This is a genomic window from Thermicanus aegyptius DSM 12793, from assembly GCF_000510645.1.
GTDB lineage: Bacteria > Bacillota > Bacilli > Thermicanales > Thermicanaceae > Thermicanus > Thermicanus aegyptius.
This window is the reverse complement of sequence record NZ_KI783301.1, coordinates 2,207,822-2,233,745: the sequence shown is the minus strand read 5'-3', so window position 1 is coordinate 2,233,745 and position 25,924 is coordinate 2,207,822. Positions and strand designations below refer to the sequence as shown.

Annotated in this window: 25 protein-coding genes; all 25 read left to right on the top strand. The window is 43.0% G+C overall.

The genetic code is table 11. The annotated features are described in order from the left end of the window. Positions 1–36: 36 nt before the first annotated feature. Positions 37–330 (top strand): membrane protein, encoded by a 294-nt coding sequence (locus THEAE_RS0111800; protein ID WP_028987627.1) that lies wholly within the window; start codon positions 37–39, stop codon positions 328–330. Positions 331–908: 578 nt separating this feature from the next. Continuing rightward, positions 909–1,259, top strand: a complete 351-nt coding sequence (locus THEAE_RS0111790) for a hypothetical protein (RefSeq protein WP_028987626.1) — start codon at positions 909–911, stop codon at positions 1,257–1,259. Continuing rightward, positions 1,256–1,561 (top strand): hypothetical protein, encoded by a 306-nt coding sequence (locus THEAE_RS0111785; protein ID WP_028987625.1) that lies wholly within the window; start codon positions 1,256–1,258, stop codon positions 1,559–1,561. The genes THEAE_RS0111790 and THEAE_RS0111785 overlap by 4 nt, the downstream gene beginning before the upstream one ends. Before the next feature lie 43 nt (positions 1,562–1,604). Continuing rightward, positions 1,605–1,940: a TrbC/VirB2 family protein gene (locus tag THEAE_RS0111780; protein ID WP_028987624.1), complete on the top strand. Its 336-nt coding sequence runs from the start codon at positions 1,605–1,607 to the stop codon at positions 1,938–1,940. Between the two features lie 89 nt (positions 1,941–2,029). Further along, complete coding sequence (locus THEAE_RS0111775; RefSeq protein WP_028987623.1) at positions 2,030–2,350, top strand: PrgI family protein; 321 nt, start codon at positions 2,030–2,032, stop codon at positions 2,348–2,350. Positions 2,351–2,392: 42 nt separating this feature from the next. Beyond that, positions 2,393–3,253 carry a hypothetical protein gene (locus THEAE_RS0111770; protein WP_028987622.1) on the top strand — a complete coding sequence of 287 codons (861 nt, stop codon included), beginning with the start codon at positions 2,393–2,395 and terminating at the stop codon, positions 3,251–3,253. Then, positions 3,198–5,159: a VirB4 family type IV secretion system protein gene (locus tag THEAE_RS20810; RefSeq protein WP_052329960.1), complete on the top strand. Its 1,962-nt coding sequence runs from the start codon at positions 3,198–3,200 to the stop codon at positions 5,157–5,159. Before THEAE_RS0111770 ends, THEAE_RS20810 begins: the two co-directional genes overlap by 56 nt. Beyond that, positions 5,125–7,905: an acyltransferase family protein gene (locus THEAE_RS0111760; RefSeq protein WP_028987621.1), complete on the top strand. Its 2,781-nt coding sequence runs from the start codon at positions 5,125–5,127 to the stop codon at positions 7,903–7,905. The genes THEAE_RS20810 and THEAE_RS0111760 overlap by 35 nt, the downstream gene beginning before the upstream one ends. A 13-nt stretch (positions 7,906–7,918) precedes the next feature. Then, positions 7,919–8,110: a hypothetical protein gene (locus THEAE_RS0111755; RefSeq protein WP_028987620.1), complete on the top strand. Its 192-nt coding sequence runs from the start codon at positions 7,919–7,921 to the stop codon at positions 8,108–8,110. A gap of 210 nt (positions 8,111–8,320) precedes the next feature. Further along, a complete protein-coding gene (locus THEAE_RS23705; protein WP_028987619.1) occupies positions 8,321–9,811 on the top strand; it encodes a M23 family metallopeptidase in 1,491 nt (496 codons plus the stop codon). Positions 9,812–9,903: 92 nt separating this feature from the next. Then, positions 9,904–10,500: an EAL domain-containing protein gene (locus tag THEAE_RS0111745; protein ID WP_028987618.1), complete on the top strand. Its 597-nt coding sequence runs from the start codon at positions 9,904–9,906 to the stop codon at positions 10,498–10,500. Next, entirely contained in the window at positions 10,484–10,729 is a 246-nt protein-coding gene (locus THEAE_RS0111740; protein ID WP_028987617.1) for a hypothetical protein, read from the top strand. Before THEAE_RS0111745 ends, THEAE_RS0111740 begins: the two co-directional genes overlap by 17 nt. 200 nt (positions 10,730–10,929) lie before the next feature. Next, a complete protein-coding gene (locus THEAE_RS22105; RefSeq protein WP_028987616.1) occupies positions 10,930–12,360 on the top strand; it encodes a CpaE/TadZ family protein in 1,431 nt (476 codons plus the stop codon). Positions 12,361–12,482: 122 nt separating this feature from the next. Further along, a complete protein-coding gene (locus tag THEAE_RS0111730) occupies positions 12,483–13,376 on the top strand; it encodes a CpaE/TadZ family protein (protein WP_156920615.1) in 894 nt (297 codons plus the stop codon). Positions 13,377–13,416: 40 nt separating this feature from the next. Beyond that, complete coding sequence (gene cpaB / locus THEAE_RS0111725) at positions 13,417–14,049, top strand: Flp pilus assembly protein CpaB (protein WP_028987614.1); 633 nt, start codon at positions 13,417–13,419, stop codon at positions 14,047–14,049. Positions 14,050–14,073: 24 nt separating this feature from the next. Further along, on the top strand, positions 14,074–15,336 hold the full coding sequence (locus THEAE_RS0111720; RefSeq protein WP_028987613.1) for a nucleotide-binding protein: 1,263 nt from the start codon (positions 14,074–14,076) through the stop codon (positions 15,334–15,336). 1 nt (position 15,337) lies between these two features. Beyond that, on the top strand, positions 15,338–16,183 hold the full coding sequence (locus THEAE_RS0111715) for a type II secretion system F family protein (protein ID WP_028987612.1): 846 nt from the start codon (positions 15,338–15,340) through the stop codon (positions 16,181–16,183). Positions 16,184–16,185: 2 nt separating this feature from the next. After that, a complete protein-coding gene (locus tag THEAE_RS0111710; protein ID WP_028987611.1) occupies positions 16,186–17,019 on the top strand; it encodes a type II secretion system F family protein in 834 nt (277 codons plus the stop codon). Between the two features lie 285 nt (positions 17,020–17,304). After that, positions 17,305–17,517, top strand: coding sequence for a hypothetical protein (locus THEAE_RS0111705; protein ID WP_028987610.1), 213 nt, complete (start codon positions 17,305–17,307; stop codon positions 17,515–17,517). A 70-nt stretch (positions 17,518–17,587) separates the two neighbouring features. Further along, positions 17,588–17,800, top strand: coding sequence for a hypothetical protein (locus THEAE_RS0111700; RefSeq protein WP_028987609.1), 213 nt, complete (start codon positions 17,588–17,590; stop codon positions 17,798–17,800). 73 nt (positions 17,801–17,873) lie between these two features. Next, positions 17,874–19,124, top strand: coding sequence for a TadA family conjugal transfer-associated ATPase (locus tag THEAE_RS0111695; RefSeq protein WP_028987608.1), 1,251 nt, complete (start codon positions 17,874–17,876; stop codon positions 19,122–19,124). A gap of 146 nt (positions 19,125–19,270) precedes the next feature. Then, entirely contained in the window at positions 19,271–21,316 is a 2,046-nt protein-coding gene (locus tag THEAE_RS0111690; protein WP_052329958.1) for a type I restriction-modification system subunit M, read from the top strand. Further along, complete coding sequence (locus THEAE_RS0111685) at positions 21,310–22,785, top strand: restriction endonuclease subunit S (RefSeq protein WP_028987606.1); 1,476 nt, start codon at positions 21,310–21,312, stop codon at positions 22,783–22,785. Before THEAE_RS0111690 ends, THEAE_RS0111685 begins: the two co-directional genes overlap by 7 nt. A 369-nt stretch (positions 22,786–23,154) precedes the next feature. Further along, positions 23,155–24,591: a copper amine oxidase N-terminal domain-containing protein gene (locus THEAE_RS22100; protein ID WP_052329956.1), complete on the top strand. Its 1,437-nt coding sequence runs from the start codon at positions 23,155–23,157 to the stop codon at positions 24,589–24,591. Positions 24,592–24,891: 300 nt separating this feature from the next. Next, a complete protein-coding gene (locus THEAE_RS0111675) occupies positions 24,892–25,911 on the top strand; it encodes an RRXRR domain-containing protein (RefSeq protein WP_028987605.1) in 1,020 nt (339 codons plus the stop codon). The last annotated feature ends 13 nt before the right edge of the window (positions 25,912–25,924 follow it).

The window sequence follows — 25,924 nt, the reverse complement described above, 5'->3', positions numbered from 1 at the left end:
GCAGGGCTTTTTCTTTTTTTTGGGGGGGGTGTGTACATGGAAACAGAGAAAGTGCTTAAAATCCTCACAGGGATCTTCGAACTTTTTCTTGCAATACCGTTTTTAGGCATTGCAATTGTTTATGGATTTTTGTTGACACCGTTGTTTTTCATGTTTGTATTGCACATTATCACTCTGGTTTTTACCTTCAAAAACGGGAATAATTCCATCGGATCTGCTTTGGGAATTGTAGCCTCAGTACTTGGTTGGATACCATTTGTTAGTTGGATGTTGCACTTATTGGCCGGGATCGTTATTCTTTCTACGATACCGAAAAGCGTTCGGCATTAAATTGTAAAATTGGACACATTAACCGTCGCGGGACTTCAAAAACCTATTGCAACATAAGTTGCATTATAAATTGAAAAAGATTATAATAATACTACAGTAGTTTGAACTCAAACTCTTCTTCTTCCGTTCAGGGAGAGGATGGTGGTATAATCTTTCCATCTTCCATTACAGGGAGAGGGAAAACAAAAACCTTCTCTATATAGAGAGGGTATGCGCATACCTTTTATAAAATCGGGTCTATGAAACCAGACCCTTATTATGTTTAAAATGGCGATTTCTGCTAAAAAGGCGGGGATCGCCTTTTTTAAAAAAAAGCCTATACCTTTTCAAGAAATAGATCGGATAAAAAATAAAAATAATCCCCGCCTGACGATGGGAGGGTAGTTCCCTCCCGAAATCCACCAAATGGGGGATCGCGGGAAACTGTTAAAAAATAAATCTAAAAAATAAATAAGGCCAAATATCCGACGCCTAAAGGCGTGGACTTGTTTTGCCAACTGCGAAACTGCAAGGCAACAAAAAAAGAGGGGAATATAGCTGCCCCTCTTTTTCTTTTTATTGGGGGTGAAATCAAAGAAATGATCCGCGTATTTTTGCCAAAAAAAGACAAACCTGGACCGTTTATGTTCTTTCCGATGGAGAATGGGGAAAAAGGCGCATTCTACGTGGCTGCGGTTATGGATGAAGAAGATGAAAATTGGCGAATGGAAGGGGTGAAGCAGTATGTGATCGTCGCAGAACTAGAACCAGTTACTTTAAAACCAAGACTTGGGGAGTACAAAGCGTTTGGCGTATTTGAGGGAGATCCATTAAACGGCGAAGATTGGTATGGGCTGCCGGTGGATGATGAGGAATGGGAGGCGCATGTTTACGAGCTTTTGTTAACGAATGATTTTTTCACCAAGATAGAGGAGGGTAGAGCGTATTGAATACGGCACAAAACACACAAGGCAGTATGGATCAAATTATTTCTGTTTTTCAACGCCTTTCAGAGTGGGTGTATAATACACTGTTAGGTTCCAGCCAGTATTTGATGCTTATTGCTATTCTTGTTGCGGCTATCGTAATTGTCGTCGGGGTTTTTCGCGGGATCGGGGCTGCCGTTAAAATTTTGGTTGCTGTTATTTTAGCCTATGTGCTTATCCGCTATGCACCTGACATTGTGGCGGGAATTCAAAATATCGTTGATCCTAAAGCGGCACAATCGGTTCAAGTTAACGGAAAAGGTTAATTTGGTTGGCGCAACAAAAATGAAAAATGAAGGAGGAATTTAAATGATCTCTAAGAAGGTAGTTCGCGCCATGTCTTTTTTGATGGCATTCGTGTTTCTTTCTGTTTTTCTGACACAAGCGGTAGTTTTTGCGGCAGGAGAAGATCTTAACGCGAAATTAACACAAACAAAGGACAGTATTTATGGTTTATTGAAGAATGTCGCAAAAATTGTGGCGGTAATTGCAGTTGCGATCGCCGGATTTATTCTTCTATTTAAATCCGGAGAGCCAGATGCGATGAGATGGCTCAAAGGCACTGCGGTTGTGTTTTTAATAGCCGTTGGGGTGCTTTTCCTCGCACAACCGATAACGGATGCAGTATTTAGTTTCTTTGAGTGATCGACCGCAAACTAAACGCAAACAGGACAATAATAAAGTCGTAGAAAGGAGAGAAGGGCGCACTCGCTTGTGGGTGCGCCGTTTTTTTCATGAAAGAGAAAGAATATCAGGGGCTTATGGGACACCCGGTGCCTTACCGCAGTGGAATTAAATCCCGTTTCATAGGAAAATTTTCCTTCACCGAATCCGTGTGGCTTAGTATTGGCTTGTATTTTACTTATATACTCTTTAGATACACGCCCCAGCTATTACCTGATCCGGCGTTAGGTAGATTGCATACTGTTATTCCGTTAGCTATCGCCGCGTTTATGGCCTTTGCGGAACATCCGGAGATGAAAGTTCCGTTCAGCACCTTTGTATTACTTAAAATCAAACACTATTACCGAAAAAAGCAATTTTTCTTTCGTTAAAGGGAACGACTCTTTTTTTTGAAATAGGAAAGGTGGGATAAAGTGGGAAATGACATTTTATTTGCTCTGGTCTTAGTTGCAATTATGGGTGGTATCTACTTTTGGATTAAAAAGAAAAATAGAAACCAGGTTAAAAAGGTTGAAAAGAAGAAAGCGACAAACTTTGTCCAGGATCTCTTTACGGGTGCGGAAGTATCGGATGACGGAATTATCCGTGCCGGGGATGAGTGGAGGGCGGCTTGGCGCATTGTGACTCCGGTGAATCTAACCACCATGTCGGACGCGGAGTTAGACATTATTTGGAAAGCCTGGCGTTCTTACACGGCGTCAATGGTAATCCCCCATACGTTTCTTGTTACCAGTCAATATCTCCGGATGGGTGATTACATAGAACGGTTCAAAAAGGAGATGGATAACGCCGTTCTAACTCCGGAGATGCGCGAAGCGGGTAAACACGTTCTTCAACACTATGAGTCTTTGGATCGTGATGGGGGGATTCGGGATAAAGAAATGTATATCATTGTTCGGATTAACCCAACGATGCAATTCGAAGGAGGAAGCGTGAAAACAGGATTTGGTCTTTTTGACACTACGGTAAACGCGGTTTCGCGAAGCTACACCGAAGAGGAAAAAGAAGCAATTGCAAAGCAAATGATTCTCGAAGTAGAAACAATGCTTTCAGCTGCAGCTTCAAATATGCGCATGAGGGTTGAACGGTTGGACAGAAAGGGGATTTACGGACTTGCGCAGCAGGTTTTAATTCGCGAAGCGCGCCATACGTTTCCAGTTGAAAAAATTCCGGAAACAGCTTATCGAACCGTTTTAAAAAGTGAAAGGGGGATGAAATATGCTCTTCAAAAAGAAAAAGAGACTCGAACACGATTCAGAACCAAGACAAGATAGAAAAAAAGGACCACAAGATTTTGTTGTGCCGTCTGCCGTCGAGGAACAGTTCACGCACACCCTTCTTACTGATGCATTCGGCGGGGAACGGTATGCGCGTGCGTTTCATGTTGATGTTCTTTCAGGTTACACGTGGTTTGGGATGTTTGACGGGCTTTCGGATGTAGCGGAACGTTTTGATGGCGATGTTGATATTGCCATACATGTTGAACCGACTCAGGTGGATCATGAACTGAAAGCACTCGACAAAAAATTATCTGACCTTTACGCCGACAGATGGAGCGAAGGAAATCCCTCCAGGGCAGCGGCGTTAGATGATGAGATTGCGGACGTGAAAGAACGGCAACGTCGCCTACGCATGAATATTGAACGAACCTATCGAACGCGGATTGAGGTTATTGCCTCCAGCCAAAACAAAGACCGACTTATTTCGATGAGTAAAACATTGGCAAAAAGCTACGCGGCGAGAAGTCTTTATTTAAGACCGCTGGATGGAATGCAACTTGAGGCGCTTAAAAGTATTGTCCCAATTACCAAAGAAGTAAAAACGCCATCCTACCATACGATGACGCTGGAAACCTCTAATTTAGCCGACTTTTTTCTCTTTTCCTCAGCCTCTCTTTCCCACACGACCGGGCCCATCATCGGACACGATTTGAACATGCGGCCTGTGTGGCTGGATACCTGGGCGCCCGGTTTGCCTAACCAGCATATGGTTGTGATTGGTCGATCCGGTGCCGGAAAAACTTACACCACGATGCTTTTGGTGTTTCGTTCACTTTTGTCCGGCATTCAGCACGCGATTTTGGACTGGAAGGGAGAATACGGGGATTTTGCTGCGCTTGTAGGTGCCCCTTATCTTGAACTCTATGAAAACAGCCCGGATAGGCTGAATCCGTTTGACTTGGACATTGCCGAAGATTTATCCGGGACGCGCTTTGTTGACATAGAATCCGCCGTCAACTTCGTCCAGGCACTTGTATTTAAAATGCTTCGTGTCTACGAAGATGCGCAGAATCCCGTGGTTACGACGGACGTTAAAATTGCGGTAAACCATCTGATTCGCGAACTATATTCCGAACGCGGGATTACAAGAAATCCGGAGAGTCTGTACGTTCACCAACGAGGCCGCGAAGGATTTGGAGCCGCAATGAAACGGAAGGAGATGCCAACGTTACTTGATCTTTATCACAAACTCCGTGAGCAGCCCCAAAAGGATGTTCAAAGGGCAGCTCAGGTGTTAAAGCAATTCACTCGTGAAGGAGGGGCTCCTTCTTATGCCATTTTTGACGGACAATCTACGGCGGATTTTGGTGAAGCGCCTTTTCTGATCATCGCTCTTAACCGTTTGGACAAAGAAATTATGAGATCCGTTGCGTTGGCGGCAACCACCCACTGGATCACGGAACGATGGGCCAAAAGGAGACCAAAGGTAAAAAAACGGATTTTGATTGAAGAGGCGCAAAATCTTTTCAACGATCCGGATATTGGGGCTCCCTGGGTAGAAAGCGCATATCGTGAACTTCGCGCCTACAATGCCGGTGTTGTAGCCGTAACTCAAGGTCTTGAAGTATTCATGCGCACCCAATCAGGGATTGCTGCACTGAAAAACAGCACGATCAAAATTATCGGGAAGCAGGAGAAGACAGATATTGAAAGCGTTGCCGATGTGTTGAATCTCACTGAAGGCGAATCCGAATTTGTCATACAAGCATTGCGTGGAGAGGTTTTGGTGCGTATTGACGACGAGGGAGCTTTCGTGAAAATTAAATCCTGTCCGTGGGAGCATATGGCATTTACGACTGACCCGAACGACCCCGCTTATTGGGAAAGAAAGCGGCTAGTCCGCCAGATTAAGGAGGCGAAAGCGCGTGAAAATCAGGAAACTCAAGAAGTTTTCAGTTAACGCCACTTTGCTTTTGTTTACATTCTTTTATTTTTTAACGTCCGTCATTCATCCGGTTTATGCGCAAGGGGAAATAAACCCTGTTGATACAATCAAGTACGGTAAAACTCCAAATAATCCATCGTCTTCTGGGGATTCGGCAAAAGAAAATTACAAGCCGAAAGAAAAAAGTGATACTTGGGGGATCGGCCAAGAAAATTTTGGCGGGGATCTTACACCGGAAGAAAAACAACAGAAACTGAGAGAAGATTGGTGGAAAAAGGCAGGAAATTATCAGCAATATGTGGATTTCAAAAATACATTAGATGATTTTGTGAAAAAGTACCAGTTCGATTATGGACAAGGGGGATATATGTGGCCTAATTGGTGGCCGTGGTGGTGGTTTTACAAGCCCAGTTTAGACGATGAGAAAAATAATGAAGCATTTATAAATGCTAGAAACGACGCGCAAAAAATATCCAAAAAACTTGATGAGCTTTATGCCAAAGCACACGATTTAAGAACTGCCAGCGTTGATCTGTATGATGGAGTAGATGTAAAAGCTTCGTCAATCGTCCCTGTGCTTGCCGCAAATCTTAAGTTAACGCTTGATGACGCGAATGACAATGTGATACCGGTCGGGGTAACGGTGGATGAAGGAGGATATGATCCGCAAGCTAAAGGTGGTGAAGAAACAAAAGACGGTATTGCTACACAAGTGGCGAAAAATTTCTTGAACGATCAGGCAAACCAACCTGATTGGTTTGAGCGGACGGTTACGGGCCCTCTTCTTGCGCTATTACGATTTATACATTGGATTATAGGGGCACAAGATATTATAGATCTAGCATTTCACTCTGATAAGATTTATGGAGAAAAAAATATTGAGTACAATTCTGGGTTACCGACTTATCTTTGGAATATCGTAGAGACGTTCAACAAAGCGATGAGACAATACTTTTCAATACCGGTGGTAATTATGCTCGCTCTTGCGGGGCTTATCGTAATCTTTCGAGCAGGTTCCCCCGGCGCTCTTCTTTTGCTCAAGGATCAGATTATAAAAACCGTAGGTATTGTGGCTCTCCTTTTTTTTGGCGACTATTTGCTGAAAATGATTTTTGCGTTTATAGATTCCATCTTGTACATCATACAACTGGTTGCCGGAGCTATGGGTGTTAATCTAAATAAAAACTTCATTGCAATTCTTTTTGGCACAACAAATGCTGCCGGAACGGACTCGTTTGATAGTTTCACAAAAATATCCTCTTCTTTTGTTATTTTTTTAATCGCGTTGACTTTTATTGTATTTAACGCGATTTACACATTCCAATATACGATGCGAATTTTTTGGATGGTCTATCATTTGGCGGCATTTCCTTTTGTGTTGATTGCGGCTTTGCAACCCGGAAAGAAAGGGGTTATAAACCAATGGCTTTCCGATTTTTTAGGACATGCATTGTTGCCGGTTTATCACGGGATTGCCATAGTTCCGTTTTTGTTAATTCTGAAAGTGCTTTTAGGGTTAGAATCTAATATTCCCACAAATGCGGTTACTCCAATTGCAGGGCCTGGAGCAGGGCTTCTTTCGGTATTCGCCTTTTTCTTTTTGTTGTTGAAGGCACCTCGTTTTATACAAGGATTGTTTTCGAGAATGTTTAGCGGAGGTGAAATGTATCACCGTTTAGACTCTGCTGCCGCGGGAACGACCCGCTCTATGATTGGAGGAGCAATTGGATATGGGATTGGTAGGATGCGGGGGCGCTTCTCGAAGAGAGGAGATTTTGAGCAGGACATGCCCGGTCGGCGCGACGGGAATATTAGGAATCCTGATCGAAGAGAAAGCGGGGGGGCATTTCCCCCAGCCCAAGAATCTGATGTCAGAAGGACAACAAGACAGCCTTGGGAAAAAGCTAAGGAAACGACCGAACACAGAGCTCCGGGCCATGGAAGTGCTGAAAATATCGTAGGTCATCAGACGCTTCAACCGACAGCAATGGTTGCTCAACAGGAAAAGAATCTTTCTGCCATTGAACAAACAGGCACTCAGAAAGATTCGACATCCCAAGACAGTTCTGCATCAAAAGGAAGTTCTTTTGGGGCGGCAGCATTGAGAGGGTTAGGCCGTGCTGCGAAAGCCGTGGGGAAAGGTGCTTACTTTGCAGGGCGGAAGTTTACGAAATACGGTGTTGCGTTTACAGCCGCTGCTGCTGCTACCGCCACGTCAGCCATGATGACTGGAGAGGTGAACACAGGTACGTTCCAACGTGTTTTCCGTTCTGCTCATACCGCGATGACAAATGCATCTACAAAATATCGAGGGACGGTCGAGAAAGCGGCAGGGACAGCCGCAAAGACGACGGGCGTAGCAATCGGGCAAGCATGGAATGCGGCAGGAACAGCCGCAAAGGCGACGGGCGCAGCAATCGGGCAGGCATGGAATAAGGTAAGGGGAAAAGCCTACCCCAGCCCCCAAGAGGATTCGCGAACAAATACAAGCGCACAAAGTAAAGCAGGGAACTTCGGTCAGGAAGCGGTAAGCAGCAGAGATAAAACTGTGGAAGGAGGTGTGCCATTGCGGAATGAGAAAACATTCCAAGATACCGCGCAAGAAAACAAACAACCAAAACAAGAGAATCAAGACCAAGAAAATGCTGGAGAAATCAGGGTATTAACACCTGAAGAATCGAAGGCTATCAGGGAATCCGGAAAGGTTATAGACATGGAAAAGGCGGGCGATACCTATGTTCCGAAACAAGACAAAAAATAGGGAGGTGATGAATATGCGTTTTACGGAATATTCGCCATCGTATGATACTGTAGAAGTAAAGACGGATCACGGCGTAGTTTATGTACCGACAAAATCGAAGCCTGTTATGTGGAATCGGTTTATGAGCGGAAAATCGATTCCACAGACGATTCAAATGAGGAAAATTAAAACGAAAGATGGAGATGTTTATGTTCCAATACTTTAATTGTCAACCACCCCACGCCTAAAGGCGGGGGCTTGTGATGAGCAAGCCTGGGGTTAACGAGCAGACCCTCGTGAACTAATCACGAGGGTTTTTGTTTTTAAGGGGGGGAGGAAGTCCTGTGGTCGAAACAAAAGAGATTAAAGGGGAAAAAGGTGATGTCTTCGTGCCGTTGATCTGAAAAAAAACGGCAACAAAAAGGGGGAGATTCGATTGTCCTCATATCAGGACGATTACAAAGTTCCGGGTTCCGATAAAGCACGTCAAATAGCCGGTCAAGCTCTTCGACATTTAGGGAAAAGGCTTATGCAGCAGCTTTTTCGTAGAGCGGCTATGGCACTTTTTAAAAATCCTTATTTTTGGCTTGCTGTTATCGGGTTTATAGTATTTTATTTACTTTTTTCTTTTGCATATGGTTTAGTCATAGAGGCACCTAAGGATATTTTTCATAATATTGTTTCGTGGACAGATAATTGGGCGGACAAAGTGCGCGTCTTTTTTGGCGGCGATCCGAGAACACCGCAACGTTATTTGACCCCAGATTTTTATCAGTGGTATAAAGATATTGCAAATTACTGGAAGGAAGGACTATCGGAAGAAGAAGCGATGCTTTATTCGGAGCACGCATTACCGTGGTCTCTTCTTCTCGCGGTAGACAGGGCAACGCATGACGGAATTTTTTTGCAAAGTAAGACGATCACGCCTGAACCAAGAGATGTCTTTGAGGCGCTAAGACCACGGTTTGTATGGCAACCATCTTATGAATATTATTATGATGAAGCATGTGAACCGGAGCTCGATGCAGAAGGGAACCCGATTAAGGATGAAAACGGCAAACAAGTTTATAAGAAAACGAGTGCAGAAAATACCGTTAAAAAACGGACGCTTGTGCGGGCTGATACCATTGTCGGAACCTATAAATATGAAGGAGAATGGGTAGATAAAGAATGGTATGAAAGTAGTCCGTGCGGACAATTGAAACATAAGCGTCGATTCGAGGTAATGAATCTGGTTTCGGCTCCATCGGGCCCGGAACTGTACATGCCGCTAAGAGAATATTTGGTCGCACATGGTTTCATTAAAAAACTGGATATGGATTTGGTAATTGAACTGGCAAAAGCCTATGATCCTCTAACTTCAATCCAGTTTGCGTTATATAGTGATAATCAACAGCCGGATTTGTCGGGTAAGATTCTGGATGATCCGACTATGCGTGCAGCCGTTCAGAATTTGTACGATAAACGTCCGGAACTTCTTAATGAGTTAACGTGGCCCGTATCAGGATATAACAGAATCTCGTCGGTTTTTGGATGGCGTGAACACCCGGTTACGCATAAACGAAGTTTTCATGAAGGTATAGACATTCCGGCTCCAAAGGGTACGGAAATTTATTCGGCATATTCCGGTAAGGTGATTTACGCTGGCTGGTACGGAGCTTACGGGAATGCGATCATTGTTCTGACAGACGGTGATCCGAAGGTAAAAACGCTCTACGGACATCTTTCGGAGATTAAGGTGACGGCTGGGGCGGATGTAGAAGCCGGGCAGGCAATCGGACTTGTAGGTTCAACAGGGCTTTCGACAGGTCCACACCTGCATTTCGGAATTTATGTTGATGATGTGGCGACCGATCCGGCGATGCATTTTTCGATAAAAGATAATACATTCCCTGAAGTCGGGGGAGGGGATCATGGGGAGGAGTAAATAATCAGCCTTCTAATAAGCCGTCTTAAAAAGGACGGCTTTTTTGTTATAGATGGAGGTTAGAAACAGAAACCACGAAAAGGGGAGATATATTGTTATCTTTAGCGAAAGAGCCGATCATTAACCTTGTCACCGGAGAAATTCTGTCCTTTGAGCTTTTATGTCGCCCAAGAGCAATGAGTATACAGGAATTTTTTTCGACATATGATCGAATTGATCTTTGGGGTAGAGAGCTTGCTTGTATCTTGTATGGGATCGACCTACAAAAGACGTTTCGTTCTCCAATCACGATGAACATCACGCTTTCATCACTCTCTTTTTTCCTAAAGACGAATCTTACATGGGAAGGTGGTGTAGAGATTGTAGAATGGGGACCTAAAACGGAAATAGATTTAGCGATAGCAACACATTTGCTCAAAGAAAGAGGCCTTATGGTATTTGCAGACGATCTCAAGCTAAGTGAATGGGAGATGTGGCGGGATATACAAGTGGATGGGTACAAGGTGCGAAAGAATGATGTAGAAGAAACTCTGTTGGAAGAGCTATTGGGCACGCAAAAAATATTAATAGTAGAGGAAATCGAAACAGAAGAGGAAAAAGAATGGGCAAAAGAAATAGGTTTTCGTTTTGGACAAGGATATTTGTTTAACACAAAGAAAGGAGAAAAAAATAATGCCAAAAAAGTGTGATACTTGCGTTAAGGCATGGAGGGACGAAACAGGAAAGATACGAAAATGCTTAGCATTGCAAGTTATGCTAGGGAAGAAAGGAGAATGCTTTGCCTATTCAGACGACCCCAATTTTTGGGAAAAAATAGAACGTGATGTGGAACTGTATATGCTCTACAAAGGAATAGAGAAACCAAAGAGCAAAAAGAGGTTAGAAGCTGTTAAATTTGCGCTCGAAATAAGCGGTTAATTTTGCATTATCTATTGAATTTTTCCGCTAAACCCGCTAAAATAATACTTGACAATTCAATGGCGAAGCTATGCCCTTTTTCAGAAAGGGCATTTTAATGGCCCGCTTTGCTCCAAAAGAGTAAAGTGGGCTTTTTGTTTTTCTAAGGTAGAAAGGTATTTTAATAAGATAAAAACCAAATATTGGGGGTGCTTTATTATTTGGAAAATCTTCATCTTGTTTTTTCAAATGAGCCGGAATTTGATGAAATGGCCAGACTCCTTTCTGAAGAAGGTTTTCTTGTTATTGGCAGGGATTATAATCTCGAACAATTTCATGCTGCCGTGAAGAGCAGACAGGTAAAAAGCAAACTTGCATTTTTGTACGGACCCCAAGTGTCTATTTCAGATCAGGAATACCTGAGATTGATCGAAGAGATTCGTATTCTTGAGCCATCACTCAGGATGGTTTTTGTCTTTAGTGATCTATACGAATCTCGAAATGTCATAACAGGGTTAGTTGAACTAGGAGTCTATGATATTCACGTCAGAGAAGAGTTTGGCATAGAAGATGCAGTAGATTGGCTTATAAAGAAGCGTTCAATTGCTTATGCACGGATGATGCTTGCCGGGCGGTTAGACGCAGAAGAAGAAGTAGAAGAAGAAAGCGAAAATTTTCAAATGCAGATTGAACCCCCTTTGCCGGAGGTAAAATCAGAAGTAAAGGAAAGAAAAATAGAAAGAAAAAGGGTAACTGAGAGTGATCCTAAAAAAAGGCTTCTACGATTCCCCTCATTGAAAATTCCATCTATAAAGATTCCTTCTGTAAAGATAAGATGGCCAAAAATGAAGATCCCAAAGAAGGAAAGAACTGCTGAATTCAAGGATAGAACCTATGAAGTATCTTACAACAGCGGGAAAACAGTGGATGAAATATTTGGATTAAAACCAAATACAATTCCTAATTCATCTTTTAATATTACAAATGCATTGAAACCGATGAATAGGACTCAATCGCGTATTATTGGTTTTTTTAGCGGTACAAAAGGAAGTGTAGGGAAAACCACGCTATCCACAAATCTTGCCGCCCTTCTTCAAAGGAAAGGGAAGAAAACCCTGCTCATTGATGCAGATTCAGGAAGCAGAGGGGCGACGATGGCTGCTTTCGGAGAAGATCGAATCCTTCCGGATATCTCCGATATACTTGGTGGGGTGATGGTGGATAAAGATATTCACGTAGAGAGGTTTGTCGATGATTATGAATATATCGTCATCGACTTTGGAAACCTTATCAATGATGAAACGCTTCGTGTGTTGCAAAAATGCGACACACTTTTTTTAGTGGCAGTACCGGAAAGCCTTTCGGTCTCCATTATGAAGCGATTTATGGAAAAAGAAGGGAGGGGATTAGAAAATGAAATCCGTTTAATAGTAAATCGCTACAAAGTTGGAGAAGGTTTAGAGCCTTGGGAAGTTGGACGCAGACTGGGGTTGCCTTTAACGGCGATTGTGCCGGAGGATTTGGAAACAATTGAAAAAGCAATAAAAAAGAGAACAACGGCAGTCTTTATAAAAGAAAATAAGATTGTCGCGCCGCTTGAAGAAGCACTACGAAAAAGTCAAAAAATCAATGAAGGAGTGAATGTACAGTGATTTATTTAATTGCAGATGAAAAGATGAAAAGGCGTTTTAAACTACATTTTCGGAATCTAACAGATTCCTTAGAAGAAGCGAAGGTAGTCTTAATTGTCCGCGGAAACGAAGTAAACGAGAAGATGATTGATGATGTGATTATCCAAACGGAAGCTTCCGTGCCTATAGTCATTATGACCGGGGAATTGGACGAAAAAGGCGTAGCATTTCAACGTTATGCTGAAGAAAACGGCATTGAGGAAGTTTTGACCGGCACAGAATGGAGGATGTCTGGGGTTCAAAATGAGATAGAAAAAGTGTTAAGAGATCCCAAGCTCCCTGATGCAAGGGTCTTTATTGAACGAGAAAATGAAGATTTTTATGTTTTCCGCGAACATAAGGAAACAGAGGAACCTCTGGAACTTAGAACTACGGCAAAACTTGTCATCGTTCATGGTGTAAATGGGGGTTCAGGAGTAACAACGGTTGCAACCTCATTAGCAAGCTTTTATCGCGCGAGAGGATTAAAGACCCTTCTTTTGGATGTATCAAATACAGGGGATGCAGCTTTCCATTATGGAAGTGCGCCAAATAACGAAGTGCTGAAAGAAACAGGCTTTGGTGATCTTTTTGAAACAAAGGGAGAAAGAATCGTCATTCAAAAAGGGTTAGAACGAAATGCGGATATCATCGTAGCGGACGTTCCTTCGTATTCGCCATATAAAGAGGAATTATTGGATTTGGCACACAGGATTGTTACGGTTGTAAACCCGTCGGAACTCGACTACATGAAGCTGGAGGCTTATACAGACGGGATGGATGAACGCCATCTTCTCGTCGTGAATCGGATTGATGAAACCAAACCGCTCCGGTATTCCTTTGTTCATCTGATGAGAAGTCTTGCTGGGGGCAAACTCGTAGAAATTGAAGAATCAGACGGAGTGGCTTCTGCTTTTGCGGAAAGAAAACCTGCATACTTGCGCCATCCGTTTGATTATGCGATTGCAAAACTGGCGGCAGAGTTAAACTTGGATTAACTCCTTCCAGCCCCGAAAGAAGAATAAGGAGGAATAGAAAGTGAAAGGAAGAAAAGTCTTTTTGCTTACTGGGCTGATTCTCGCTGTACTTGCGGGATATCTGGTGAATGGGTATATTAAAAAGTTTTCGGAAACAAAAACAGTCTATGCATTTACACAAGATGTAGATCCAACCGTACCACTTTCTCCAGATATGTTGATTGAAAAAGAGTTGCCGGTGGCAGCCGTTCCTCAGGATGCCATTACGGATAAAAACGTCGTGACAGGGAAAAACACCCGCGGGATCGTACTGAAAGACACGATTGCAAGGCTTCAGATGTTTATTGACACAGAGAAAACGAGGGTAAGCGGTACCCTACTTCAAAAGGGGGGAGACTTAGTTGCTATCGCTCTTCCTTTGTCGATTGAAACAACGGTAGGTGGAAGTGTACTTCCAGGTGATAAGGTGGATGTGTACGCGCTCTCCAAGGCGGGGGCAGAGAAAATACTTGAAGGGGTGGAAGTGATTAAAGGCACACCTGCACCTCAGAAGAATAACGATCAGGCGGCAAACAAGAATGAAGCGATTGTTTTAGCAGTGCCTCAAGATCGAGTCGATGCATATGAAAGGGCGATTGCGGCGGGATCGACCATTCAAGTGGTTCTCCTTCCGCTACAAGGTCAGAATCACTAAAAGAAAAAGAAAGAGGTGAAAACAGTGAACGTTTTACTTGCGGGAGATAGCGGATTTATCGATGAACAACAGAGAAATTTGAGGGAGATGGGCCACAACGTTGTGGCTCTCGCTACCTCAATCCCAAAAGCTGCCGATTTGTTCCGTTCAGCCGGGTACGACGGGGTGTTTCTCGGTTTCCCGCTGGAAGATGCCGTAACACTTCTCAAAGACATTAAGCCGAAGGCTGGAGCAAAAGTATGGGTATTAGTAAATGCGATCAATCTTGATGTCTGGAAAGCATTGGCACCCCTTGGTGCGATACCTGTTGTTCATGGGATGGAGAAAGAAACTCTAAAAACAACGGAAACAAAAACGGAAGAAAAAACAGACCCGACAGAAGAGGATGATGTGAAGAAAAAAGACATCGCTGCCCGTAAAATGAAGGTTAGCGAAAAAACGGCTAAATTCGGTGTTTTGAAACACCGGATTTTTGCCGTATATTCACCAAAGGGTGGCGTAGGAAAAACGACATTGGCAACCTTTCTTGGGTATTCAATTGCGAAGAATACCAATCTCAAAGTGAGCATTATAGACTTGGACCATACGAGAGAAGGGTCGGATGTTGCAAGGAAATTCGGCCTTTTCTCTATCACGGACGACATGCAGAAAATTAAAACCATCGTCAATTTCCATCGATTTCCTGAGAAAGAATACCGCTCTTGGGACAAGATACGAGATTTCCTTCAGGAAACAAGTCTCCCCAGCCTTTATTACCTTGCGAGTCCTATGAATGTCGAAGATAACGAACTGATCACAGCAGAGCTTACGGAGAAAGTGGCTTATATCTTGAAAAATCACTTTGATATTCTGATCTTCGATCTGGCGGATGACTTGAGGGGTGGAAATGTGAAAGCGATGGAGATCAGCGACGCGATTCTTTTCGTAAGCGGCGCGGATATTGACAGTATTGATATATCAAGTGGGTTTATCCGAAGGACAGTCACAAAATTAAATCTGCCGCTTGAAAAGTTTCGCCTTGTTTTAAATCAGATACCCGATCGACCGCTATACACACTTCAGAGTGTGTCGGAGAAAATTGGCCTTCCGCTTTTCGCAGAAATCCCGGAAGACCCTGAGCTTAGAAAATGGAGAACGGAGAAAAACGCGGTTACAGATGCGATCTTCGAAACGAAATATGGAAAGGCACTAAAAGAGCTAACCAAAAACCTCCTTCCCGAAGGGAGTTTTGTAGCGAAAAAGAAACAATCTTTTTTAAGCCGACTCTTTGGTAGAAAGGAGGAATAAGATGACAATTACCATTTCACTCATAAGTTCCCTATCCGTATTCTTAATTTGGCTGGGCTTAAAACCTACCAACCATCTCGAATCGCTTTTTTCCAAGAAGGTCATCAGGAAAATATGGGAGAAAAAAGAAGTCGGATTGGAACTGCCCCGATGGGTCTACGGACTTTCCGGGGCTGTTCTCTTTTATATCGTGCTTAGTATATTTGTGTCTCGCCAAGCCGGACTTTTTTCTCTTCCCTTTGGATACTTTTTGGCAGTAAAACTTCCGAACCTCATTCAACAATGGAGAACAAACTTTAAGAAAAAGAAACTATTAGAAGAGATGGAAGGGGCGATGATGGTCATTTCTGCGACCGTAAGGGGTGGGTCTACCTTGCTTGATTCTTTTTCACAGGCGGCGAAGTATGTACATTCCCCGCTTAAAGAAGAATTGGAAACGGTTGTTAATCAAGTAAGGTACGGAGGACTTACTTTATCTAAAGCGCTTGAATTATTTGCAAAAAAATGGGATGCACGAGAGGTTAACATGCTGTACCACGCTACGTCACTCGCGACGGAATTCGGAGGTCAGGAAGTACCGGAAGTTATGAGAAGTGTAGCGAATAGTATCCGCGAAGGTAAGCAGGTTGAGGAAAAGATTAAGGCAAAAACAACCTATCAGAAATGGTCGGGGGTTATTATTAGCGGTGTGCCGATTGGAATACTCATCATCTTTAAACTTATGTCTCCGCAGATTTTTGAGACGTTGGTTACAGACGCTAAACTTTTTCTGCTCATCGGGATCGTCCTGATGGTTATCGGGTGGTACATGGTCTTTCGGATATTAAACAAGATCGAGGAGTTTTAAAGATGGAGACGATCATTGTAATTCTCACCGTAACTTCAGTTTTGTTTCTCTATTTATCCCTTATGCCCGAAAATCGGTTAGAGAAGATTTTAGTGCCAATCAAAAAAGAATCACTTTTAAACCAAGCGAAGAGATTGGGAAAAGTTTTCTACGAAAAACTCCTGCATAAAGTGAAGTATATCGCGAAGCAAGAAGAAGAAATGCAAATCAATTTGGATAAATTAAGAATCGACACCGTTTCAGCCAAGGAAATTGTGGGGCTACAATATTTAGCCGTATTTCTTCTTCTAGCGGTGGGTGTTATCCTGAAAACGCCGTTTGTCTATCTAGTGGTTGCACTTGTCCTCCTTGTTCCTTCTTCCCAAATAAAGGGGAAATGGAAAAAGAAACGGGTGAGGATGGGAAGGGATGTGCTTAATTTAGCGGAACTTACAGCCGTTGGTGTGTCAGCGGGACTTTCACCGCTTGATTCACTTGAAAAGGCCGTAGTAGGGCAAAAAGGGGAATTGTATGAAGAACTTCATAGGGCAATCGTAGAAATCCGGATGGGAACACCTGCGGAACAAGCTCTCTTGAAGGTATCTAATGTGATGGAGCTTCAGGAAATGTACGCTTTCATTGACCAGTTAATCCAGGCGATGAAAACGGGGAGCAGAGGGTTTTCTGAGTCGGTCAAAGAGATCGTAAGGCACTTAAGGGAATTACGGCAGGCAAGGATCGAAAAACAATCGGAAGAAGCGAAAGCGAAATTCACTCTACCCATTATGATGTTCTTTGGGGCCGTCCTTGCCTTTGCATGGGGACCGCTTGTCATTGGATTTTTAAACGGTTTTTAAGGTTGGTTATTCCAGGCAGAAACGGAGCCTACCCTGTATTGCAGGGTAGGCTTTTTTGTTTATTACATAGGGTGGAAGCCAAAAAAAGGCTTAGAAGCAACAGAGTTTAGACCTGAGAGCCTGAATCGTGGCTTCCATCACGGGTGTATGGTAGCATCCGCATCTACCCGTGTAGCTCGTGATGAGCAAGAAAGAATCTCCACCCTTTAGGGCTGGGAAGAAACCCAATTTTGGAAGGGAGGGACGAGCTTGCTTTTCAAAATACAAAGGAGGGGAGGTGAAAGGATGGATCTGGTTTTAAAAGGTTTTATTCATTACCAAATGCTTAAGATGAGGGTAAAAGAAATCAAGAACAGCAAGAAAGGAGACATCGTTGAGAAGGCACTTATCATCCTTCTCATCGCTCTGGCAGCTATTCCTGCGTTAACCGGAATGGGGAGCGCGATTGTATCGAAGTTCGAGCAGTTAAAAAATATCTTTTTGGGTACAAGCAATTAAAGCGGTGTATATATGAGGGGGTAAACACATACCCCCCTCTCGATATTTTTTAATGAAAGGAGGTGTAGGTATGGATTTCATTCTAAAAGGATTCGTTCGTTTTGAAATGTTCAAGATGAAGGCGAAAGGACTCTTAGGCGGTAAACGCGGAGACATCGTTGAGAAGGCGCTTATCATCCTTCTCATCGCTCTGGCAGCTATCCCGGCGCTAACCGGAATGGGGGGTGCAATCGTCGGGAAATTCAATGAGTTAAAGAATATTTTCTTAGGTACTAGTAACTAGTAATTAAAGTTAGAACAAGGAGAAGGGGGTAGGCGTGCTTACCCCCTGTTCACCTTGGCTAGGGGGGAACAGAATGAATCCGTCTATCTTTACAAAAGAAGATTTCACAAAAGAAGAATTCGATGAAGAATTGCTTAATTCTGCAAGAAATTTTCTTACACGTGAGATACAGGAACAAAAAATCACGTTAGAAGAAGAAACTCAAGTCTACTTTAGGATTCACCACTTTTTGACGAGCCGTTATGGAATTTCTACGGAACAAGCGGATAGGATCGTCGAAGAAGTGATGATTGATATCAAAGGTTATGGGGTTATCGCACCACTAATACAAGACCCCGGTGTAAGCGATATTATTATCCATAAGCATGATGACATCACCTATGAAAAATATGGGAAGAAATATATTTTCCCGCAATCATTCCGAGACCAGCAACACCTGATGATGTTCATTGAAAAGCTCGCATTTCTGTCCAAAGCGAGGGTAGATATATCCCACCCGATCACATCATTTACCTTACCGGAAGGGTATCGGACGGCGGTGGCGATTCCGCCGATTGCGCTTTATCCTACCGTTGCCATTCGGAAATTTGTAACACTTCCTTCAGTGGACGATTTGATTCAGAGCGGGTATTTCTCGGTAGAAGCCGGGGAATTTTTTAAATTTGCAATTAAGGGAAGGCGGAACATCCTGATTACAGGCGGGATGGGGACCGGGAAGACAAGTATGATCGCCATTGCAAGTAAGCACTTTGGAGAAGATGAATATCCGCTTCTTATTGAAGAAGTCATGGAAACGCCGATGAACGTTCCTCATTTAAGAAGGTTGGTTGCAAGACCGCCATCCGTTGAGGGGACTGGAGAGATCACTTTAGGAAATCTCTTAAAGCTCGCGTTACAGATGAAGCCGACGAGGGTGATCGTCTCAGAAGTACGGGATGGTGCGGTCTTCTACATGCTTCAAGCGATGCAGATTGGACATGAGGGATCGATGTCTACGGTTCATGCCAATAGCCCGAAAGAAGCCTTTTTCAAACGGATACCGATGATGCTTTCGATGTCGCGGGAAGCGGTCGATCTCTCTTTGGATGAAAAATTGTCCTTTGCGGCGTCCGGATTGCACTTGATCGTACATCTGAAACAGGACCCGCATACCGGAATTCGTTACTGTGACAGAATTAGCGAAGTGACGGAAGAGCCGGATGTGAAGGATATTTTTGTTCGTGAGGGAAACACGTTGAAAGCAACAGGATATATTCCTGAACGGGCGCTTGAAGGGGCGCTGGCTTATGGGGTGAAGGGGGATGAGGGGTGGTTTAGAGATTGAGGTATGCGCATACCTCATCCCCAGCCCTTAAAGGGTATCCAATAGGACTTTTTTTTGCTAAAATAATCAACGTAGCCTGTTAGTCGAAAAGCGACCACTAAAACCCTTGGTTTTTAAATTTTGTCATGGATAAGGAGGTATAGCAAATGTCAGTAACTGCCAATATAATAGATGATGAAAAAACAACCTCAATTATTACTATTCCGGAAGGAAAAATATGCGATTATATAGATGGTAAATTTAGGAATGACACCCCGGAAGAATATGTGCGGCAAAACATTGAAAAAAGACTAGTTAATGAGCTCAAATACTCGAGAGAAAGAATAAAAGTTGAGTATGGAATTAAAGTTGGTTCCAGAAGACCTCGAGCAGACATTGTTATTTTTCCGGATGGGGTAGAGAGCTTTAGTCAGGAAAACGTAAAACTTATCATCGAGTGTAAAAAAGAAACCGTTGAGCCTACAAATAAAAAAGATGGAGTAGAACAGCTAAAATCTTATATGTCTGCTTGTCCTAACTGTGAGTGGGGTATGTGGACTAATGGTAAGTATAAAGAAGTTTTAAGAAAAGTGATTAACGAGAAAGGACAGATTGAGTTTATAGATTATAACGATATACCTTCCGCTGACGGCTCAGTTGAAGACATAGATAGACCTAAAAGAGTATCATTACGCAACGCTGTTGAGGACAACCTTTTATTTGTCTTCAAGACCTGTCATAATCACATTTACGCTAATGATGGAATGCAAAAACAGCCAGCTTTCTTTGAGTTACTCAAAGTCATTTTCTGTAAAATTGAAGACGAAAGAAACATTCCTAATCCACTTGAATTTTACGTAACTTCATCTGAACGGTCAAACCCTGATGGTCAACTTACAGTAAAAAAAAGAATATCGAAGATATTCGAGAGAGTAAAAAGGCGTCATAATAAAATATTTGAACATAATGACGAAATAGGTTTATCACCTAGAAGTTTAGCCTATATTGTTAGCGAGCTTCAAAGCTACAGCCTTTTGAATACCCATATTGATATTAAAGGTAAAGCTTATGAAGAGTTAGTAGGAGCAAATCTACGGGGTGATAGAGGCGAGTTTTTTACTCCGAGAAATGTAATGCACATGACTGTTGAAATGCTTTCTCCTAAATCAACCGAAAAAATTCTGGACCCCGCATGTGGAACAGGCGGATTTCTTGTTATTGCAATGAATAATGTAATAAAAGAGCTTGAAAAACAAATGGAGGCTGTTTTTGGAAAACCACGCCCTAAATGGAATCACGATGAATACAGAATGTTCCAGGACAAGATATCTGACGTTGCATCCAGCAATTTTTTCGGTTTTGATATTAACCCTGACCTTGTTAAAGCAACAAAAATGAATATGGTAATGAACAATGACGGGAGTGGTAATATATTCCGAATTAATTCCCTCCTGCCGCCTCATGAGTGGTCAAGTGATATTAAAGAAAAGCTCAGTGATATATTGGGAATAAGTAGGTCGGCAATTCGTAACTCGAAATCAATAGCATTGTTTGATGTAATAGTTACAAATCCTCCGTTTGGAAGTAAAATTCCTATTAAAGACCCAGCAATTTTAGAACAGTATGATTTAGGACATATCTGGGAGAAAAATAACGGTTATTGGGTTAAAACCAGCCGATTACAATCTTCTGTACCTCCAGAACAATTATTTATTGAGAGATGTATGCAGTTCCTAAAAGATGGTGGACGTATGGGTATTGTGCTACCAGATGCTATTTTAGGGTCTCCAGGTTTAGGATATATTCGGCAGTGGATTATAAAACACGCAAAAATTATTGCAAGTATTGATTTGCATGTTGATACCTTTCAACCTAGAAATGGAACACAGACTTCTGTTTTGGTTCTTCAAAAGAAGAGTCAACAAGAGATTGATTTTGAAGAGAAAAGCAGGAAAATGGCTGACTACAATATTTTCATGGCTATGGCTGAACGGATAGGACACGACAAAAGAGGTAACACCTTATTTAAACGCGACAAATACGGTAATGAACTGTTGGTGCCAGAGGAAAATAACGTTCTTGCCATTGGAGAAATAGCTGACGGAACAAAAACTGTTAAAACCATCTCAAAAACGAAAATTCGCGATGACCAAACCCCTCTTATTGCTGATGTTTTTAAGATTTGGAAGCAACAGGAGGGAATAACATGGTAGAAACGAACAAAGATGCAATAGCTCGGAAAATTTCTGAAGTAGAAATTATTGATATGCCTCAAGAGGAACTAAATTGGGGCAGTGTTAGTCTGTCGGAAGTTTTAAATAGTGATACAAGGCTGGAGGCTAGTGTCTACAATATTGAGGGTCGTCACGCGAGAGAAATTCTTAAAAAATGTAAGTGGGAGTTATCTTCATTCTGTGGTGATAACGGCTTAGCTACTGCTTACCATAGACCGCGCTTTAAAAGAATCTGGGTAGAAAAATCTCCTTTCCCAATTTATCAGCCATCACAAATACTAGAAGTTTATCCAAAACCTAGTGGGTATATTTCTGAAGCTACAAAGACTGATATTGAAGAATTAAGGGTAAAAAAGGGACAAATTCTTTTGACTTGCTCCGGTACTATTGGGAGTTGTAGTATTGTTTCAAAAACGCTTGATAACAAGATATTCAGTCACGACTTAATAAGAATTGATTGTAAAGATGAAATTGATATTGGATATGTTTACGCGTTCCTAAAAACAAAGATAGGGAATACTCTTATAAATACCAATAACTATGGTGCAGTTGTATCACATATTGAACCAGAGCATTTAAACAATATTCCTATACCCAATCCACCTAGTATGCTAAAGAAACAAATTCACGAGCTTGTGATGAAGTCTTATGAACTACGGGACGAGTCAAATGAATTACTTGATAAAGCCGAGGAGTTAATGGTCAATGAGTTAAGACTTCCTCCTATTGATGATTTTAAACCAGAATATTTTGATACATCGTCTAATCTAAAGAATTATTCAGTAAAGTTTTCTGAGTTAAGTAACCGATTTGAAGCCTCTTTTCATGTACCAATTGTCAAATCAATCATTAATCATCTTAAAAGTCATGCAGAAGAGGTTACAACCATTGGTGATGAACGGATTAGTAAAAAGATAATCCTTCCTGGACGCTTTAAAAGGGTTTACGTTGAGGAAGGTCAAGGAACTGTATTCTTTGGCGGCAAGCAAATATATGAGCTTGACCCGTCAAATAAAAAATATTTATCTACAAGACATCATAAGAATAGAATTCAGAAAGAGCTGCGCTTAATTGAGAACATGGTATTAATTACTTGTAGTGGAACTATTGGGAAAACAGCCCTTGTACCAAAACATTGGGAAAACTGGACGATGAATCAACACGTGATTAGAATTATTCCTTCTTCTGATTCAATAGCTGGCTACCTCTATGTATTTCTTTCCAGTCCATATGGATATGAATTGATAAAAAGATTTACTTATGGGTCTGTTGTAGATGAAATTGATGATAACCATGTTTCACAAATTGAAATTCCTTTAATAAATCGAGGTATACAAGACGAAATAAACCGCTTGGCGTTAGAAGCTAATAAACTTCGATATGAAGCATACAAGTTAGAACAGCAAGCATTAATCATTGTCAACGAAGAAGTTATTCATAAAAGGTAAGTATTGGACAATATATTGTAAGACATTCGAAAACCTGCTAAAATAGACTTGACAATTCAATGGCGAAGCTATGCCCTTTTTCGGAAAGGGCGTTTTTACCGGCCCACTTTGCTCCAAAAGAGTAGGGTGGGCCTTTTTTATTGCATAGGGTGAAGGGGAATTTAGCCGATACACGAAAGGGGTGTGGAAAGTGAAGACGTAAAATAGCAGGAAAAGGGAGGCTGGAGACAGAATGAAGAAGGTATGCGCATACCGTCTTGATGAAACTTTTGCCAAGGAATGCCGTTATAATAAGTAGCAGGAACAAACGGACACCAATCATAAATTCACATACTCAAACGAAATCGATTTAGAAGGAGGATATTGCTTATGAAGAAGAAAAATGTGTTTCGATTGTTATCTCTCGTGCTTGTGTTTGTGTTGACCGCGACATCGCTTAACCTTCCTCGTGGTGGTGTTGAAGCCGCACCGAAGGTCGCCAGGCTCTTTATCGACGGTGGAGAAGTGAAAACAGATGTTCCTCCCATCATTGAAAACGGAAGGACCCTCGTACCTATTCGCGTGATCAGCGAAAACCTGGGGATGGATGTAGAATGGAACGGTGAGAAGCAGGAAGTGACGATTCAGGCGCCGGACGGGCGGACGGTGGTGATCACCATCGGGAAGAAGACGGCCTATGCCAACGGCGGCATTGTACCGCTCGATGTGCCTGCGAAGATTGTGAACGGGCGGACGCTCGTGCCGATCCGGTTTGTAAGTGAACGCTACGGAGCGAAGGTGACGTGGGATGGCAAGGCATATGCGGTTTATGTGGAGACGGGAGGTCCGAGGAATGTACAGCCCCTGACGAAGGAGGATTTTATTAAGGCATGGGGTGAGACAGGGGCCAAGACTTGGGATAACTGGGGAATCGGTGGTTTGGCCTATCTTCGGGTGACGAGGATTTATCCGGATTTCAAGCAGGGGCTTCAAATGGCAGAGAAATACAGAAAGGAACATCCGGACGAAATCAGCAAACCGAATTCTGATCCCTTTCCGCGCCTTTCGCTGCAAGAGCTTCTCTGGGCCTATTACAAAGGCCCCATTCCCGCCAGCCCTTATGAAAAAGAAGTGATGAGCAGGATCGCTAAAAATATGGGATACGAATCATGGGATAAGGTTCCAAAAGCATTACTAACAGATTCCTTTGGAGTAATACGTGATTGGTCCTTCGACTACGCCATTCTCCTCGACTATCACTTTAACGAAGAAGGAAAACTGGACAGCTTCATCTTCCGTCCCATTGGACAGCGTTACGCATTCCGGGTTACCATCAAAAATCCGATTGGAAGTTATGTAAATAATGTCGGATGGGCAGGATTCAATGACGAAAAATTCAACGGAGTATTAAGCGAGATTGCTACTCCGGAAATTTTCGAGGAGATCAAGAAATCAGGTGTGGTTATTGGTCTTTATTCTGGAACAGGAAGAGCTACCGGGGAATTAAATACCCGCTTTAGCCCTCCTTTTGTGGTTTACTCCGATAATGACTTTAGCCTTAAGTATGTTGAAGAGTATCGCTGGAATAACACGGACTATATGGTTAAGGCAATTCGTGGCGGAGGTGATTTCCAGTTTGTAGTTGGAGGCTATTTCATGGAAGAAAGTGATCTTTCACCTGGAAGTAAGATTCTGCCCGATTACTTCACCAAGCGGAGAAGCTTTACACCCGGCAGCGAATGGAGGCCGTGGACAAAGGATGCAGCCGCTTGGATTCCGCAAGCAACGTATGAAGAATCGAGATCGTGGTACAAGAAAAGCGAATAAAGAATAAATCGTTTAGCGAGCCGTCCTATCGACGGCTCCTTTTCTTTTGATTCCAAGAGATAAGGAGGGTCAACGACCCCACGCCTGAAGGCGTGAGCTTGGGATGACGATACCAAGGCAACCGTTGACTAGACCGAGGCGAAAGCCTACGCCCTGACGGGCTACCAAGCACCTCCCGGCTGCACGCCCTAGTCTGGGGATATGCGGCAGAATCGTTGAATGCCACGATGTGTTTTTGCACATCTAAGCCTGACAGGCATGGTCGAAGGGCACAAAACTCCAAAAGGAGGCACGAGTACCGTGCGGAAAGTACCTGTTGTACACATGGATGGAACACCGCTTATGCCGTGTACGCCTGCAAAAGCGAGAAAGCTGCTAAGAAGCGGCGCGGCTGTGAAAAAGTGGACGAAAACCGGAATCTTTTTTATTCAGTTAACCACACCAACGAGCAAACATACACAAGATATGGCACTAGGAATTGATCCGGGAGCCAATTATGACGGGGTGGCAATCGCCACAAAGGAGCAGATGCAGTTTTCTGGCATGTTGGTGGTGAAAAACCGGATCAAAGACAAGATGGAAACGCGCAGGAATATGCGCCGTGCCAGGCGGTTCCGCAAGACAAGAAGACGGCCCAAGCGTTTTTCCAATCGTAAACGTCCTGAAGGGTGGCTTCCACCGTCGATCAAGGCAAAGGTAGACATGCGGATACAGTTTCTATCTTACTTATTCGCTATCTATCCAATTTCGAAAATTGCCGTAGAAGATATGCGGATTGACGGTAACAGGCTGAAAGGGGTGAAGGGCCGTGAGTACTTCACCTGGACGATGGAAAACAAACGGAAGCTGTATCAATTCCTGGAGGGAAGAGGTGACTTGCGGCTGTTTGACGCGAAAGAAACGGCAAAGGCGAGGGAAACACTTGGGCTCACAAAGACGGGCAAGAAAGGCGAGCACAGCTTTTATTCTCAAGCCGTTGACGGCTTTGTCCTCTGTTGGCTGGTGATCCGGACCAAACGGACGGAAGTCACATCGTTCGGGGTATGGCGGAGGCCGGAGATTGCACGCAGGCAGTTGCACCGGCTGGAGCCGGAGAAAGGGGGCATAAGGAAGCCCTATGGAGAATCGGTGGCGTGTGGGTTCAGGAAAAACACCGTTGTCTGGTACGAAGGCAACCTGTACCGGACGGGTGGGACAACGAAGGGGAAACTTAGCCTGCACAGCTTTGATTTTGCCAACAAGCGTGTGACGCAACATGCCGATCCGGCAAAATGTCAAAAGGTATTCCATCAGAGCTGGTTTTACAAATTGGTGATTTGAAAGGAGGGAAGGC

What these genes read in the sequence shown, in the direction of transcription:
- THEAE_RS0111790 (WP_028987626.1), top strand. Translation starts at nt 909, where the DNA reads ATGATCCGCGTATTTTTGCCAAAAAAAGACAAACCTGGACCGTTTATG.
- THEAE_RS20810 (WP_052329960.1), top strand. Translation starts at nt 3,198, where the DNA reads ATGCTCTTCAAAAAGAAAAAGAGACTCGAACACGATTCAGAACCAAGA.
- THEAE_RS0111740 (WP_028987617.1), top strand. Translation starts at nt 10,484, where the DNA reads ATGCCAAAAAAGTGTGATACTTGCGTTAAGGCATGGAGGGACGAAACA.
- THEAE_RS0111715 (WP_028987612.1), top strand. Translation starts at nt 15,338, where the DNA reads ATGACAATTACCATTTCACTCATAAGTTCCCTATCCGTATTCTTAATT.
- THEAE_RS0111730 (WP_156920615.1), top strand. Translation starts at nt 12,483, where the DNA reads ATGATTGATGATGTGATTATCCAAACGGAAGCTTCCGTGCCTATAGTC.
- THEAE_RS0111685 (WP_028987606.1), top strand. Translation starts at nt 21,310, where the DNA reads ATGGTAGAAACGAACAAAGATGCAATAGCTCGGAAAATTTCTGAAGTA.
- THEAE_RS0111775 (WP_028987623.1), top strand. Translation starts at nt 2,030, where the DNA reads ATGAAAGAGAAAGAATATCAGGGGCTTATGGGACACCCGGTGCCTTAC.
- THEAE_RS22100 (WP_052329956.1), top strand. Translation starts at nt 23,155, where the DNA reads ATGAAGAAGAAAAATGTGTTTCGATTGTTATCTCTCGTGCTTGTGTTT.
- THEAE_RS0111755 (WP_028987620.1), top strand. Translation starts at nt 7,919, where the DNA reads ATGCGTTTTACGGAATATTCGCCATCGTATGATACTGTAGAAGTAAAG.
- THEAE_RS0111710 (WP_028987611.1), top strand. Translation starts at nt 16,186, where the DNA reads ATGGAGACGATCATTGTAATTCTCACCGTAACTTCAGTTTTGTTTCTC.
- THEAE_RS0111705 (WP_028987610.1), top strand. Translation starts at nt 17,305, where the DNA reads ATGGATCTGGTTTTAAAAGGTTTTATTCATTACCAAATGCTTAAGATG.
- THEAE_RS0111695 (WP_028987608.1), top strand. Translation starts at nt 17,874, where the DNA reads ATGAATCCGTCTATCTTTACAAAAGAAGATTTCACAAAAGAAGAATTC.
- THEAE_RS0111690 (WP_052329958.1), top strand. Translation starts at nt 19,271, where the DNA reads ATGTCAGTAACTGCCAATATAATAGATGATGAAAAAACAACCTCAATT.
- THEAE_RS0111780 (WP_028987624.1), top strand. Translation starts at nt 1,605, where the DNA reads ATGATCTCTAAGAAGGTAGTTCGCGCCATGTCTTTTTTGATGGCATTC.
- THEAE_RS0111700 (WP_028987609.1), top strand. Translation starts at nt 17,588, where the DNA reads ATGGATTTCATTCTAAAAGGATTCGTTCGTTTTGAAATGTTCAAGATG.
- THEAE_RS0111800 (WP_028987627.1), top strand. Translation starts at nt 37, where the DNA reads ATGGAAACAGAGAAAGTGCTTAAAATCCTCACAGGGATCTTCGAACTT.